Origin of the sequence: Shewanella sp. WXL01 (assembly GCF_012263345.1) — a bacterium.
GTDB classification, from domain to species: Bacteria; Pseudomonadota; Gammaproteobacteria; order Enterobacterales; family Shewanellaceae; genus Shewanella; species Shewanella maritima.
Window position 1 is genome coordinate 664,074 of record NZ_JAAIKQ010000001.1, and the last position, 15,895, is coordinate 679,968.

Below are 15,895 nucleotides of genomic sequence, written 5' to 3' on the forward strand. Positions count from 1 at the left end.
CGCTGTATAATACTAAAACTAAACAATAAAACATAAATTGATAATTTTATAAAAAGGAAATTAAAAATGGCTAAGGGGCAATCTTTACAAGACCCATTTTTGAACGCTTTGCGTCGCGAACGTGTACCAGTTTCAATCTACCTAGTTAATGGTATCAAGTTACAAGGGCAAGTTGAGTCATTTGACCAATTCGTCATTCTTTTGAAAAACACTGTAAGCCAAATGGTTTACAAGCACGCTATCTCTACAGTCGTGCCTGCACGCCCATTCAATGTATCTAACCATCAAGGTGCTGGTGCACCAGGCGATGATGCAGGTAGTGCTGAGTAAGTAAAATAAGGAAAACGCTTTTTGTTTGATCGTTATGAAGCGGGTGAAACAGCTGTACTTGTTCATATCGACTTTTCCGACGAAGAACGTCGCGAAGACATAGTTGAATTACAGTTATTAGTTGAGTCTGCCGGTGCTCGCTCAGTGGGTGTTGTGACTGGCAGTAGACGTGTTCCTGACCGCAAGTTTTTTATAGGCACAGGTAAGACGGAAGAGCTAGCGGCCATGGTCGCTGCAACGGAAGCAAATGTTGTTATCTTTAACCACGCATTGAGCCCCGCTCAAGAACGTAATCTTGAAGCAATTTGCCAATGCCGAGTCTTAGATAGAACAACCCTTATTTTAGATATTTTTGCTCAACGAGCCCGAACCCATGAAGGTAAGTTGCAGGTGGAGCTAGCGCAATTGCGCCACATGTCGACTCGCTTGATTAGAGGTTGGACTCACCTTGAGCGCCAAAAAGGTGGTATCGGTATGCGCGGCCCGGGGGAAACCCAGCTCGAAACCGATAGACGATTATTGCGTGGGCGCATAAAGAATATTAATCGCCGCCTTGAAAAAGTTGATAAGCAGCGTGAGCAGAGTCGCCGCTCACGTAAGCGCAGTGAGCTAGCAACAGTATCGTTAGTAGGTTATACCAACGCGGGGAAATCCACGCTATTTAACGCATTGACGACGTCTGAAGTCTACGCTGCTGATCAGCTTTTTGCGACGTTAGATCCAACCTTGCGTAAGTTAGCCTTGCCTGACGGTGAGGTGATTCTTGCTGACACAGTTGGATTCATTCGTCATTTACCTCATGACTTAGTTGCCGCGTTTAAAGCAACGTTGCAAGAGACCCAACAAGCTGAAATTCTGCTGCATATCGTTGATTGCGCAGATGACAATATGGCGGATAATTTCGACCAGGTGCAAGATGTACTGAGTGAAATTGGCGCGGGTGAGATTACCCAGCTAGTCGTTTGTAATAAAATCGATTTACTCGAAGATTTTGAGCCGAGAGTTGATTATGACGACGAAGGTAAACCTGAGCGAGTTTGGGTTTCTGCGCAAAAGCGCCAAGGCTTTGATTTGCTATTACAAGCAATCACCGATTTAATCGGCAAAGTTATTCATGAGTTTAGTGTAAAAATCCCTGCAAATGCAGGACATTATCTTGGCCAATTTTACCGACTAGACGCCATACAAACACAAGAGTATGACGAGCTAGGTAATTGTATCGTAACTGTGAGAGTAGAAGACGGCGATTGGCGTCGACTGGTTAAGCAGAGTGAAGGCGAATTAGCGACATTTGTTTTTGACCCGTCAGAAACAGCTGTTAATGGTTAAACTCTTTTTTCATCCAATTGGAGTGCTAAATGGCTTGGAATGAGCCCGGAAATAAGGGTGATAAAGACCCTTGGGGAAACAAAGGTGGCAACGATCAAGGGCCACCAGATTTAGACGAAGTATTTCGTAAGTTTTCAAAACGCTTTGGTGGCAAAGGTGGTAACTCTTCATCGGGTTTACCTTTCAATGGCGCGAGTCTTCTTGTTATTGCCATTATTGCTTTGTTCGTGTGGGGCTTATCTGGCCTTTACACTATCAAAGAAGCAGAGAAAGGTGTTCACCTGCGCTTTGGTGAGTACATTGGTCAAGTTGGGCCAGGTCTGCACTGGAAAGCAACGTTTATCGATGAAGTTTATCCAGTTGACGTGCAAACCTTCCGTACCATTCCTGCAAGCGGCAGCATGTTAACGTCAGATGAAAACGTCGTGAAAGTTGAGCTGGTTGTTCAGTACAGTGTCGCTGATCCATACGAATACTTGTTCAGTGCGGTTGATGCAAATGCCAGTTTGCGAGAAGCAACTGATAGTGCTCTACGCTACGTGATCGGTCACAATCGTATGGATGACATTCTGACTACAGGTCGTGATGCGATTCGTCGTGATACTTGGAGTGAGTTAGAGCGTATCCTTGGGCCATATAAGTTAGGTCTTACGATTCAAGATGTGAACTTCCTACCTGCTCGTCCACCGGAAGAAGTTAAAGATGCGTTTGATGATGCTATTGCTGCGCAAGAGGATGAACAACGCTTTATTCGTGAAGCTGAAGCATATGCACGTGAAGTTGAACCTAAGTCTCGCGGTGTCGTTGAGCGTATGGCGCAACAAGCAAGTGCATACAAACAGCGCGTTATCCTAGAAGCAGAAGGTGAGGTCGCACGATTCTCTAAGCTACTACCTGAATATCAACAGGCTCCAGAGGTCACTCGTAAGCGTCTTTATTTAGAAGCGATGCAAGAAGTCATGTCTGACACTAATAAAGTGTTAATTGATGCAAAAAATAACGGCAACTTAATGTATTTACCACTTGATAAGATGATGCAGTCTTCATCTAGTAACCAAGCAGAGCAACAGTCGCAGCCGCCGCGCCATGTTAACTCTAGTTCTAGCACTGCGCCGCAGTCTTACTCGACAACGCCGCAATCTGGCCGTATGTCGCGTGAAGAGCGTGCTCGTCAAGGGAGAGGTTAATCATGGGTAGATTTGGATTAATTATTTTAGTTGCTTTACTTGGTGTCGGTTATTCTTCTTTGATGGTGGTCAATGAAGGTGAGCGAGCAATCGTGTCTCGATTTGGTAAAGTTGCCAAAGATGTCATTGATGGTGAAGAAGTCACGCGTGTATTTGCACCTGGCTTACACTTCAAAATCCCTGTGATTGATAAGCCACGTTACCTTGACGCACGTATTCAAACATTAGATGGCGCAGCTGACCGTTTCGTTACGTCTGAAAAGAAAGACTTGATGGTTGACTCTTATGTTAAGTGGCGCATTAAGGATTACGAAAGATATTACTTATCGACTAACGGTGGTGTGAAAGCTAACGCCGAAAGCTTACTACTTGCGAAAATCAATAACGATTTGCGTACAGAGTTTGGTCGTCGCACCATTAAAGAGATTGTTTCTGGTAAGCGTGATGAGTTACAAATTGATGCGCTAACTAATGCATCTGAAAGTGCTGAGAACATCGGTGTTGAGGTGGTTGACGTACGTGTTAAGCAAATCAACTTACCTTCAAATGTCAGTAGCAGTATTTATCAGCGTATGCGTGCCGAGCGTCAAGCTGTAGCACGTGAGCACCGTGCGCAAGGTCAGGAGCAGGCTGAAATTATCCGAGCGACCATAGACGCTCAGGTGACGGTTAAGATTGCGGAAGCTGAACGTGAAGCTCTCACTGTTCGCGGTGAAGGTGACGCGCAATCAGCTAAGATTTACGCTGATGCATTCAATCAAGATGCTGAGTTCTATGGCTTCCTACGTAGCCTTGAAGCTTATAAAGAGAGCTTTAAAGGTAGCGGCGACGTGATGGTGTTAGAACCAGATAGTGAGTTCTTTAAGTACATGAAGGACATGAAAGGCGCTAATTAGTCTTTTATGAACTTGAAAAACGCCCAGCCTAGCTGGGCGTTTTTGTTTGTAGCCTTAAATCAGTTGCTTAAATAGGTGGTTGCCATCTACTAGGCTTTGCTTACTATTTCTAGTCTTTTCAGAACAGGCAGCGTTAATAACTAGCTCACCACGCTAGATTATAGTTTCGGCTGCTGAAGCTAGATTCCTTTGCAGGACTCTTTCACAAGGCCATCTTCTTTAGAAACAATATGGTTTACGCCATAAGAGAGATTAAAAGTACTGGGTTGGCTACACAGTTAATTCGTGTGTAAGGTCGACTCTCTCATCAATGGTGACTTGTCTTGAATAAAATTTAAGCTTTGAGGCCAAATAGTGATGTTTGATTTGCAGTTAGTTTGCAAATACTCAATTTTAATCATCATTCGATGTCTAAATACATTAGAGACAAGTGTAATAATAAAAAACCTCGCTTTATCTGAATGTTATCTAATTCATTAAACTCTGTTATATGCCGTGTTTAGCTGCGGTTGTGGCGAATTTGTGACGCAAAATAGAAAATTTGGCTAATTCCTCCACTTAGTTACATCTTTTAACTATGATCTGTCTCAAATTTTTCGTTATAATGAGCATCGCCTCAAACTATGTTTTTAACAGTTATCGATTTTAAATGTTAAAAGCATTGAAATATAAAAATTCCAACACCCTTTGGGAGATAAGTGGATGAGCAATGCGCCAGTCGATACCGGACGTCGCAGATTCTTGACAGCCGCAACCGCCGTGGTAGGTGGTGCCGGTGCTGCAGCAGTTGCAGTACCTTTCATTAAGTCGTGGAATCCTAGTGCCAAGGCCAAAGCCGCAGGTGCCCCGGTTGAAGTAAATATTAGTAAAGTTGAACCTGGACAATTAATTCGCGTTGAATGGCGCGGAAAGCCAGTCTGGGTTGTACGTCGTACTGAAGCAGTTCTGAATGAGCTAAAAAGCTTAGACGGTCAACTGTTAGACCCTACCTCACAAGAAGAACAGCAACCTGAATATGCTCAGAATGAAGCTCGCTCTATCAAGCCTGAGTTTTTCATTGCTGTGGGTATTTGTACTCACCTTGGTTGTTCGCCTACTTACATGCCAGATTCGTTTGGTGAGCAAGTTGAAGGCGTAACTGCAGGTTTCTTCTGCCCATGTCACGGTTCTAAGTTTGATATGGCTGGTCGTGTATTCCAGGGTGTTCCTGCACCGTTGAACCTTGTGATCCCTCCGCATCAGTACCTAGATGATAATACCGTGCTTATCGGTGTTGATAAGGGAGAAGCATAATGGTTAAGAACATTATTGATTGGGTTGATGCTCGCATCCCTATGACGGCGACTTACAACAAGCATGTTGGTCAGTACGCCACACCAAAAAACTTTAACTTTTGGTATTTCTTCGGCTCATTAGCGCTACTCGTTTTAGTTAACCAGCTACTTACAGGTATTTGGCTAACAATGAACTATGTACCTACAGCTGAAGGTGCTTTTGCCTCAATCGAATACATCATGCGTGATGTAGAATACGGTTGGTTACTGCGTTATATGCACTCCACCGGGGCTTCAGCCTTCTTCGTGGTGATTTATCTGCATATGTTCCGTGGTCTTATCTATGGTTCTTACCAGAAGCCAAGAGAGCTACTATGGCTATTCGGTATGCTTATCTTCCTAGTGTTAATGGCTGAAGCCTTCATGGGCTACCTATTGCCTTGGGGTCAGATGTCATACTGGGGTGCACAGGTAATTATCTCATTGTTTGGTGCGATTCCATTTATTGGTGATGATCTAACTCTGTGGATCCGTGGTGACTACGTAGTATCTGGAGCGACGCTTAACCGCTTCTTTGCACTACACGTAATCGCATTGCCATTGGTACTAGTCGTATTAGTATTCTTACACTTAATTGCACTTCACGAAGTGGGCTCTAACAACCCAGACGGTGTTGAAATTAAGCAAAACAAAGATGAGAACGGTTGGCCTGTCGATGGCATTCCATTCCACCCTTACTACACAGTTAAGGACATCTTAGGTGTTGCTGGTTTCTTAATCATCTTCTGCTACGTGTTGTTCTTTATGCCTGAAGGTGGTGGTTACTTCCTAGAGAAACCAAACTTTGAAGCAGCTAACCCAATGAAGACGCCTGAGCATATTGCGCCGGTTTGGTACTTCACGCCTTTCTACGCCATCTTACGTGCGATCCCGCACAAGCTACTGGGTGTAGTCGGTATGGGTCTTGCAATCGGTGTGCTGTTCATCTTACCTTGGTTAGATCGCTGCCGCGTTAAGTCGATTCGCTACCGTGGTCTAATTCATAAGATTAACATCGCGCAGTTTACTGTTTCATTCCTTGTGCTTGGTTATTTAGGTGCTGTTCCGGCTACACCTACGCTAACTATTGCTGCACGTATTTTCACTTTCACGTATTTTGCGTTCTTCGTTGCACTGTGGGTTTACAGTAAAAACGAGAAAACAAAACCAGTGCCAACAAGGGTGACTCACTAATGAAAAAGTTAATAATCGCATTAGTTGCCCTGTTACCTATGTTTGCCATAGCGGCTGGCGGCAACAACGAACATGTAAAAAGCCCTGCTGAACCGATTGACTTAACTGATAACGCATCGTTAGAGCGTGGTTTAGGTTATTTTCAGCAATACTGTGCTGGTTGTCATAGTACTCAGTATCAACGTTACGGCCGTGTGGCTGATGACTTAGGTATTTCAGTAGATGACATGAAGGCTAAGTATTTACCAGCGGACGCTAAAATTGGCGATCTAATGGAAAATGCTATCCCTGATGCTGACGCTGCGAAATGGTTTGGTGCAACGCCACCAGACCTAACGCTAGTTGCTCGCGTTCGTGGTGAAGATTGGGTGTACTCGTACCTTAAAGGCTTCTATGCCGATCCATCACGCCCGTTTGGTGTTAACAACACGGTCTTCCCGATGGTTGGTATGCCACATGTAATGCAAGACCTTCAAGGTCTAGGTACAGCGGTATTTGAAACCAAAACCGTAAATGGTGTAGAGGTAACTTCGATCAAGGAAATTACCCCTCCTCAAGGCGGTTCAATGTCTGCTGAAGAGTACGACCAGGTTGTGCGTGACATCACTGGCTTCCTCGTTTATTCAGCTGACCCTGTTAAGTTAGAGCGTGAAGCGATGGGCTTTTGGGTACTTTGTTTCCTATTCGTTTTCTTCGTGATTGCATATTTATTGAAGAAAGAGTACTGGAAAGATGTACACTAGCCATCAATAACAGGTAGAATACATTATCCGCATATTGTAAACGGGGGGCTTTGCCCCTCGTTTGTTTTGTTTTTATTAGATTCTGGAGGGTATCAATGGCTGTTGCTGCCAACAAACGCTCTATCATGACCCTGTTTTCAGGCGCCGATGATTTATATAGCCACCAAGTTCGCATTGTTTTGGCTGAGAAAGGGGTAACTGTTGATGTTTTACAAGTTGACCCAAGTGAGATGCCTGAAGACTTACTCGAGGTAAATCCATATAACTCTGTGCCAACGCTGGTTGACCGTGAGTTGGTATTGTACGAATCTCGTATCATCATGGAGTACTTGGACGAGCGCTTCCCGCACCCGCCATTAATGCCTGTGTACCCAGTTTCTCGCGGCCAGTCGCGTCTAATGATGCACCGCATAGACACTGACTGGTATGTATTGGTAGACCGCATTCGTAAAGGTGACCGTGTTGAAGAAGCACGCAAAGAGCTGACAGAAAGCCTGGTTGCTTTAGCACCTGTGTTTGCTGAAATGCCTTACTTTATGAGTGAAGAGTTCGGTCTAGCTGACTGTTACTTAGGCCCATTACTTTGGCGTTTACCTGAGCTAGGTATCAATCTAGATGCTCGTACTTCTAAAGATATCAATGCTTACATGACTCGTATTTTCGAGCGTGAGTCTTTCAAAGCGTCTTTGACTGAAGTTGAGCGCGAAATGCGCATGGGCATGTAATGAAAGCGATTACGCCAAATCGTCCATATTTGTTGCGCGCGTATTATGAGTGGTTGATGGACAACCACTTAACGCCACATGTGGTTGTGGATGCATTTGTCCCTGGTACGGAAGTGCCACAGCAGTTTGTTAAAGACGGTCAAATCGTATTGAACATTGCTGCAAGCGCAGTGGGTAATTTGCAGATGACCAATGAAGCGGTCGAGTTTAACGCTCGCTTCGGTGGTGTGCCGCAACAGGTTTATTTGCCATTAGCATCAATCGTTGCTATCTATGCTCGTGAAAATGGCGCTGGCACTGTATTCGATGCAGAAGATGCCTATTCAGCAGAGGCTGAATCTGAGCATTTATCGGCGGTTGAAGATACAGCTGTTGAAGATGAGCCTGCGCCAGCCAGTGCTGAGCCAGCAAAGCCTGCTACAACACAGGCCGATAAGCCTAGACGCAAAGGTCATTTAACTTTAGTTAAATAGCCTATATGCGAGCCAATAAAACCAGTCTTGTGGCTGGTTTTTTTATATCCATTAAATTTATCGCGGTAACCTCATGTTATTGATCATTGATAACTATGATTCTTTTACATTTAACCTAGTTCAGTATTTTCAAACTCTGGGGCAAGAGGTCGTTGTTAAACGTAACGATGAGGTTTCTATTGATGATATTGAGTCGCTTGCACCAAGCCATTTAGTTATCTCACCTGGCCCTTGTAGTCCAAATGAAGCTGGGATCTCTCTTGATGCAATTCGTCATTTTGCGGGCAAATTGCCTATTTTAGGTGTGTGCCTCGGTCATCAGGCCATCGCACAGGTGTACGGAGCAAATGTGATTCGCGCAAAGCGAGTCATGCATGGTAAAACCAGTTTAATTGCCCATAATGGTGAAGGGTTGTTTAACAAGCTCAAGCAGCCTTTGTCAGTCACACGTTATCACTCACTATTAGTTGATGCTGTGCCAACAGACTTCCTGCTAGATGCCTGGTTTGACGACCCTGTTCACGGCCGAGAGATTATGGCAATGCATCACCAGACTTTGCCTATCTTTAGTGTTCAATTTCACCCAGAATCTATCCTTACCGAGCAAGGTCATGATCTGCTGGCAAACTTCCTTAGGACCTGTTGATCTTTCAAGATTATTTTTGCAGCTGCTTGTTGGAAATTTATACAAGGCAACGACTTTGATGTGTGGTTGTTCCACATGATAAGTCGTTAACGCAGTAGAAATGACAACAAGCGCTGCCTGAAAGGTTCGTTTAAAAGCACCTACACTCTTAACAAAAGCTCAGTTTGTTGCGAGCCCTATTGTCAAAATCAATAGGTGTAGGTGACTAGACGTCATCGCTCGCGTCACGATTAAAGTGCTTTTAACTCGAACAAACTCTAATCAGCAAAGATCAGCAGGCCCTAGTTATTCCCACTAAACCGCACGTGTAATACATTAATCTGTTACAACTTATCCTCTAAATGTAGCGATTTTGGTTAGCAAGATGTGCTATAAAGTCTGTTTGAAACTAAAATGAGTAACTCTTTATCAAAAGTTACTCTTAGTAGATAGTCACATTAGAATAATAATGACCTTTAACAAAGGAAGATTCATGACACCCATCGCGCGCAAATTCGCTATCAGTGCCTTATCTCTAGCAGTTCTTGTTGGTTGTAATGCGACTGGTCAGCAACAAACAACGGAAGCAACGCAAACCACTGCTCCTCAATCACAAGTTAATCTTGTTGCACCGCCTAAGGCTCAGCAGCCGCTTACCCTAAAGCAAGTTATGGCTAATCCCGACTGGATGGGCATTTTAGCCAAAGGTGCTTATTGGTCAGATGATGGCGAATCTATCTATTTTGCGCGCCAGGCTCACCAAGCCCCGATTGCTGACTTTTACCAGTTAGGACTAAATTCTGGTGCTAAAGCAGAAAAAATAGCAATTAACCAGTTGCACTTGGCGGATCAAAAGCGTGGAGTATTGAGTCCTAACGGCAGTAAAAAAGCTTATCTTTACCAAGGCAACTTGTTTGTAAAAGACCTTAAGCAAGGCAGCGTTAAGCAGCTCACTAAGCTGAATAGCCCAATTAGCGACGTTAAGTATCTTGCTAATGGCGACCTAGCCTATTGGATGAGCAACAGTATTTTCAAAATTCATAAAGATAGCGGCTTAATCGAACAGATTGCCGATATCAAAATGGCTAAAGCACCAAAAGGTGTGCAAGACCCAAGCTCATACATAGCCAAACAGCAACATAGATTGATCAACTATGTATCGATGAAGCACGAGCATGCGAAAGCAAAAGAGGCTTACAAAGCGCAAGTTGAGCTGCAAGATCCGACTTTTGCATCTAAAACCTGGTATTTAGGTGATAAAGAGTCTGTTGTGGAGATGAGTCTATCTGCAGATGGCCGTTATGCTTTTGTCGCGTTAGTTGATAAAAGCTATAGCTGGCGCAGCGAGCATGACATCATGCCTAATTATTTAGGTCAGGAAGGTTATGTTGATGCAGTGCCTGCCCGAGCTCGCGTGGCTGAAGATGACTTCCCTGGTCACCGTTTTGTGTTACTTGACTTAGTTGAACACACGAAAAAAGACATCACTATTGAAGGATTATCCGGTTTTGATGAAGATGTGTTTGCCGAAGTGAAAGCTGAAAACGCTAAAGCAAAAGGTGAAACCTACAAAAGTGAAACAGCGCCGAGAAAAATCCAGCTGATCCGCGACTGGACCTGGAGTCAAAGTGCAATTCAGTGGCATGAAACTGACAATAAACTATTGGTGATGCTAGAAGCGGTTGATAACAAAGATCGCTGGATTGCTGATGTGGATCTAGAAAAGGGTAAGTTCAACACTCAGCACAGATTGCACGATACTGCCTGGGTTAACTATACCTTCAATCAGTATGGTTGGTTAGCCAATTCTAATGACTTCTATTACCTATCTGAAGAATCTGGTTACTCACACTTGTACGTGCGTAACAGCGAAGGTAAAACAACCCAGTTAACTTCAGGCAAGTTCGTGGTTGACAATGTCACCGCTGCTAAAGACGGTAAGCATTTATACTTCAGAGCTAACATTGATCACCCAGGTAGCTACAACGTTTATCGTGTTAGCACACAGGGTGGTAAAGTTGAAAAGCTAACTGACTGGCTAGGTACGCTGGATTATCAGCTAAGCCCGGATGAAACTAAACTACTATTAAGCGCGTCATCAGTGATTACGCCTGAAGAGCTGTTTGTGCAACCTATTGGCGGCACAATTCAGCAAGTGACTCAATACGCGAGCAAAGAATTTAAAGCTTACCCTTGGCAAGAGCCTCAAGTGGTAGCTGTGCCATCAAACCATGGCGCTGGTGACGTTTACGCTCGTGTATACCTGCCACAAGGTTACGATGCTAAATCGGCAGACAAGTACCCAGCGGTTATTTTTAACCATGGTGCAGGTTATTTACAAAATGCCCATTATGGTTTCTCTGGTTACTTCCGCGAATTTATGTTCCATAACCTGCTTGCTCAGCAAGGTTACGTGGTGATGGATATGGATTATCGCGGCTCTAAAGGTTACGGCCGCGACTGGCGCACAGCGATTTATCGCAACATGGGCCACCCAGAGGTTGAAGATCTTAAAGACGGTGTTAGCTGGATGGTCAACAACACCAATGTTGATGTTAGCCGCGTAGGCACTTACGGTGGCTCTTATGGTGGTTTCTTAACCTTCATGGCTTTGTTTAATGAGCCTGAGTTATTCCAGGCCGGTGCGGCGCTGCGCCCCGTAACTGATTGGGCACATTATAATGCGCCTTACACTTCAAATATTCTTAATACACCTGATATCGACCCGATTGCTTACGAGCGCAGCTCGCCTATTGAACATGCTGAAGGTTTGCAAAAGCCGCTGCTTATAATGAGTGGTGTATTAGATGATAACGTGTTCTTCCAAGACAGTGTTCGCCTAGTACAACGCTTAATCGAACTGGAAAAGCCAATGTTTGAAACGGCCATTTATCCGGTTGAGCCTCATGGCTTTAAGCAAGCGTCAAGTTGGTTGGATGAATACCGCCGTATTTACAAGCTATTTGAGCAAGAGTTGAAATAACTCAAATCAACTGACTGCTAAGGCTTCTTTCGGGAAGCCTTAGTGCTATATTGTTTATAACGCAGACATCTTTACGTAGTTAGATTTAGGACAAGTGAGTGGCAATTTCGGTAGCAGGTGGAGTTAAGCCTGGCAAAGTGATAGAGGTTGAGCAACGCCACTATCAAAAGATCATTGTTGGTAAACAAAAAGCAAATACAGTAGTTGATAGCTTCGATGCACAAGCTGAAAACGATGCCAATAAGCTTGAAATAGAGCGTCAGGCGATACGCTTGAGAGTTGAGCAGCAAGCAAAATCACAGCAAATCTACAAAGCAGTTTCTGCGCAGCTAACTAGCACAGTTAACAATGCCATTGAGCACCAACTTGCGTCACCTGAACTTGTGCTTGAAAATAGCAAGCTTGAAGAAAGCCAAATATTGCTAATCGAACAGATACTTGCCAGCGAACCAAACCTTAATCGCATGCGTCCGCTAATCGCTAACCTAAGCTGGTTATCTCGCGATCTGGTAACCATGATCAACAGCCCCGCCTCAAAACATCGTCGCCCTAAAACATCTGATGTACAGGTTACAGATTTAAAGTTAGTGCTGAACTATATCGGTATTGAGAATCTGCGTTTGTTGATCCCGTATTTTAGTTTGCGTAATTGGTTACCATCAGGTAATGCCAATTTATTGTGGACCACGCGTAAATTGTGGCGTTATAGCATGGTTACGGCCATCGCTGCCCAAGCGCTTGCTCAGTTACATGAGAAGGACGTTAGCTTGATTTATAGTAGCGCCTTGATGTATCAAATGGGCACAGCGGTCATTCTTAATAACAGTATCAGCATATATGACAAAACTTGGGGGGGGTGGTTAAGAGAAGCGAGTCAGGAGCGAGATAAAGAAGTCTATGATGCGGTAATGGCGACCGAGTTTCCCGCGCAAAAGGTTTATGAGCAGGTGTTAGCTCATGGGCATTCACTAAACTGGCAGTTACTTGAGTTACTTGAGTTTAAAGATAGTCCGCTGACTAACATTCTCAAAGAGCTTGATGAGGCCTATTACTTTAGTGATTTATCGGTAGAGGCGCAGATTGTTGCCAAAGCGAGTAGCTTTGCCAAAGTTTATCTACTAAGTGAAATCAACATGATAGAGCCAGCAGAGCGGCGAGTTATGTTTGATTACTATCAATTCTCAGAGCAAGAAATTTTGCGTTTAAAAGCGCAAAACTTCCGCAAGCTAGATTTATTGTAAAAAAACCAATAACGCGGACATTCCTACTTCGCAACATTGCAGCTCCTGCGACATTTTAAGGTTTCAGGCTAACTTAATCCCTTACTGCTATTGTTTGTACTCTTGGATAATAGTCATAGTGTTCTCCAGATAGTAACTCGTTGACAGCAGGCTGCCAGATAGCTTCAACATGCTCGCGAAAGCTGGTTAAAATAACTGCAATATGCAGTTATTTGCACTAATTTAGGTCATTAGTTAATGTGTAGTTATGCACTTTTGGTGAATAGCTACACAAAATATGTCGAAACAACTTTTTTTGTGACTATTTATTCTATAAAACCTGCATTTAAGCGCTTCGTATGCATCAAATTGCCAATCTTTATTCATTTATTAGGCCAGCGTCTCAATAGTTAGTTGTCGATTACTGGCATTTTGATCACATTTTCGCTAATAATGTTCAGATAATTAAACAAGCATACGCTATTTCACTAACATAAAATAAAGAAAATAGCGCCTTAGGTGGCCTAAGCGCCCCGGTTAACTAAAAAGGAAAACAAGCGATGAGTGTTGAAATGAACTTAACTCGAGCCCAATTTGATGAAGTCATGGTGCCTAATTATGCGCCAGCGGCGGTAATCCCTGTTCGTGGTGAAGGTAGCCGAGTTTGGGATCAGGAAGGCAAAGAGTTTGTCGACTTCGCTGGCGGTATCGCAGTTAATTGTTTAGGCCACTGTCATCCATCTCTCGTTGCAGCGTTGAAAGATCAAGGTGAGAAGCTTTGGCACCTATCTAACGTAATGACTAACGAGCCTGCGCTTGAGCTAGCAACTAAGTTAGTTAACTCTACATTTGCTGAGCGCGTATACTTCGCTAACTCTGGTGCAGAAGCTAACGAAGCTGCGCTAAAACTTGCGCGCCGTTACGCACTAGATAACTTTGGTGAGCAAAAAGATCAAATTATCGCGTTTGATAAAGCGTTCCACGGTCGCACCTTCTTTACGGTAACCGTTGGTGGTCAAGCTGCATACTCAGACGGTTTTGGTCCTAAGCCACAAAGCGTTACTCACATTCCATTCAATGACATTGCCGCATTAGAAGCGACAATCTCTGATAAAACCTGTGCCATTATGCTTGAACCTCTGCAAGGAGAGGGCGGCATCATTAATGGTGACCCAGAATTCCTAAAAGCGGTTCGCGAGCTTGCAGACAAGCACAATGCATTGGTTATTTTCGATGAAGTGCAAACGGGTATTGGCCGTACCGGTGACTTGTATGCCTACATGGGGACTGAAATCGTACCAGACATCTTAACTAGTGCTAAAGCGCTTGGTGGCGGTTTCCCAATCGCAGCTATGCTAACGACCGAAAAAGTGGCTAAGCATCTTAAAGTAGGTACTCACGGTTCTACATACGGCGGTAACCCGCTAGCTTGTGCTATCGGTAATGCGGTTATGGACGTGGTTAACACTGATGACGTACTTGCAGGTGTTAAACAGCGTGAGCAACTCTTCCGCGACGGTCTAGCTGAAATTAATGCTAAGTACGATGTATTTAGTGAAGTGCGCGGTAAAGGTTTATTACTTGGAGCAGTACTTAATGACAAGTACAACGGCCGTGCACGAGACTTCCTAGTTGCTTCAGTAGCTGAAGGCTTAATGAGCCTAGTTGCTGGTGCAAATGTTGTTCGTTTTACTCCTTCACTGGTTATCCCAGAAGCTGATATCAAAGAAGGCTTAGCACGTTTTGAACGTGCAGTAGCTAAAGTCGTGGCGGGATAAAACAAGTTTATTGTTTTTAAACTTGTTGTCTTAGTGCTGACAAACCACAGTTTGTCAGCACCTTTAGGAGATTAAAATGTTAATCATTCGGCCAATACGCGCCTCTGATTATGATGCCTTGCATAGCATTGCCATTGAATCGGGGCACGGATTTACCTCGCTGCCAGTCAATGAAGAGCTACTGCGCTCTAAAATCGAGCGTGCTGAAAACTCTTTTAATAAGAAAGTTAAAACGCCGCAGGACGAAGGCTACTTAATGGTGATGGAAGACACCAAAACCGGTGAAGTTGTCGGTACCTGTGGTATCGAAGCTGCAGTCGGGATGGAAGATGCTTTTTATCACTATCGTTTAGGCACTGAGGTTTACCACTCAGAACAAATTTCGGTTCGTAATGAAGTTGAAACCTTAACCCTTTGTCATGATTACACTGGCGCAGCAGAACTATGCACGCTGTTTTTAAAAGACCGCTACCGTAAAGGCCGCAATGGTCGCATGCTATCTCGCTCGCGCTTTTTATTTTTAGCTCAGCACAAAGAGCGCTTTGGTCACACTGTGATCGCTGAAATGCGCGGCGTGAGTGATGACAAGGGCCAATCACCTTTTTATGAATGGCTGCAAAAGCACTTCTTGGGTATCGACTTTGTCGAAGCTGACTACTTATCAGGTTTAGGCAAGAAGTCTTTTATGGGTGAAATGATGCCTCGTAGCCCGGTTTACGTTGGCATGCTGCCAGCAAAAGCGCGCCGCGTGATAGGTGAAGTCCATAAAAATACTAAGCCTGCGCTGCGTTTACTTGAAGCAGAAGGCTTTAAGTTTAGAAATTACGTCGATATCTTCGATGGCGGTCCAACGGTTGAGTGTGCTTTGACCGACATCCGCGCGGTTCAACAAAGTCGCTTGCTTACCGTTAAAATCGGCCGTATGCCGCATGCTGATACGCATTATATTTTTTCAAATACTTCAGTTGCCGAATATCGCGCCGCAACTGCCAAGTTACTCGTCTCCCATGAACACGACGAAGTGATTTTAAGCCCTGAAATTGCCAAAAACTTGTTGGTAGAAGCAGGCGATCAAATCCGCGTGTTATCAATGTAGGAA

14 protein-coding genes are annotated in these 15,895 nt (G+C 44.1%); all 14 read left to right on the plus strand.

Features of this window, described 5'->3' with window-relative positions:
* The first annotated feature begins 66 nt into the window (after positions 1–66).
* The 14 genes from hfq to astA all read left to right on the plus strand — a co-directional run bounded on the left by hfq (position 67) and on the right by astA (position 15,892).
* Positions 67–330: an RNA chaperone Hfq gene (hfq, locus tag G3R49_RS02775; RefSeq protein WP_130598476.1), complete on the plus strand. Its 264-nt coding sequence runs from the start codon at positions 67–69 to the stop codon at positions 328–330.
* 21 nt (positions 331–351) lie between these two features.
* Positions 352–1,659: a ribosome rescue GTPase HflX gene (gene hflX / locus G3R49_RS02780; protein WP_130598474.1), complete on the plus strand. Its 1,308-nt coding sequence runs from the start codon at positions 352–354 to the stop codon at positions 1,657–1,659.
* 29 nt (positions 1,660–1,688) lie between these two features.
* A complete protein-coding gene (hflK, locus tag G3R49_RS02785; protein ID WP_130598472.1) occupies positions 1,689–2,846 on the plus strand; it encodes an FtsH protease activity modulator HflK in 1,158 nt (385 codons plus the stop codon).
* 2 nt (positions 2,847–2,848) lie between these two features.
* Positions 2,849–3,742 carry a protease modulator HflC gene (gene hflC, locus G3R49_RS02790; protein ID WP_130598470.1) on the plus strand — a complete coding sequence of 298 codons (894 nt, stop codon included), beginning with the start codon at positions 2,849–2,851 and terminating at the stop codon, positions 3,740–3,742.
* Positions 3,743–4,444: 702 nt separating this feature from the next.
* Positions 4,445–5,035, plus strand: a complete 591-nt coding sequence (gene petA, locus G3R49_RS02795; RefSeq protein WP_130598468.1) for a ubiquinol-cytochrome c reductase iron-sulfur subunit — start codon at positions 4,445–4,447, stop codon at positions 5,033–5,035.
* The gene (locus G3R49_RS02800; protein WP_130598466.1) at positions 5,035–6,249 is read left to right on the plus strand and encodes a cytochrome bc complex cytochrome b subunit; all 1,215 of its coding nucleotides are present in this window, start codon (positions 5,035–5,037) and stop codon (positions 6,247–6,249) included. The genes petA and G3R49_RS02800 overlap by 1 nt, the downstream gene beginning before the upstream one ends.
* Positions 6,249–6,992, plus strand: a complete 744-nt coding sequence (locus G3R49_RS02805) for a cytochrome c1 (RefSeq protein WP_130598464.1) — start codon at positions 6,249–6,251, stop codon at positions 6,990–6,992. Before G3R49_RS02800 ends, G3R49_RS02805 begins: the two co-directional genes overlap by 1 nt.
* 95 nt (positions 6,993–7,087) lie before the next feature.
* Entirely contained in the window at positions 7,088–7,717 is a 630-nt protein-coding gene (sspA, locus tag G3R49_RS02810; RefSeq protein ID WP_130598462.1) for a stringent starvation protein SspA, read from the plus strand.
* A complete protein-coding gene (locus G3R49_RS02815) occupies positions 7,717–8,190 on the plus strand; it encodes a ClpXP protease specificity-enhancing factor (protein WP_130598460.1) in 474 nt (157 codons plus the stop codon). The genes sspA and G3R49_RS02815 overlap by 1 nt, the downstream gene beginning before the upstream one ends.
* Before the next feature lie 73 nt (positions 8,191–8,263).
* Entirely contained in the window at positions 8,264–8,836 is a 573-nt protein-coding gene (locus G3R49_RS02820; RefSeq protein WP_167868576.1) for an aminodeoxychorismate/anthranilate synthase component II, read from the plus strand.
* 472 nt (positions 8,837–9,308) lie between these two features.
* Positions 9,309–11,798 carry a prolyl oligopeptidase family serine peptidase gene (locus G3R49_RS02825; protein WP_167868577.1) on the plus strand — a complete coding sequence of 830 codons (2,490 nt, stop codon included), beginning with the start codon at positions 9,309–9,311 and terminating at the stop codon, positions 11,796–11,798.
* Positions 11,799–11,896: 98 nt separating this feature from the next.
* Positions 11,897–13,039: an HDOD domain-containing protein gene (locus tag G3R49_RS02830; RefSeq protein ID WP_167868578.1), complete on the plus strand. Its 1,143-nt coding sequence runs from the start codon at positions 11,897–11,899 to the stop codon at positions 13,037–13,039.
* A gap of 539 nt (positions 13,040–13,578) precedes the next feature.
* A complete protein-coding gene (locus G3R49_RS02835; protein ID WP_130598454.1) occupies positions 13,579–14,796 on the plus strand; it encodes an aspartate aminotransferase family protein in 1,218 nt (405 codons plus the stop codon).
* Positions 14,797–14,872: 76 nt separating this feature from the next.
* On the plus strand, positions 14,873–15,892 hold the full coding sequence (gene astA / locus G3R49_RS02840; RefSeq protein ID WP_130598452.1) for an arginine N-succinyltransferase: 1,020 nt from the start codon (positions 14,873–14,875) through the stop codon (positions 15,890–15,892).
* The last annotated feature ends 3 nt before the right edge of the window (positions 15,893–15,895 follow it).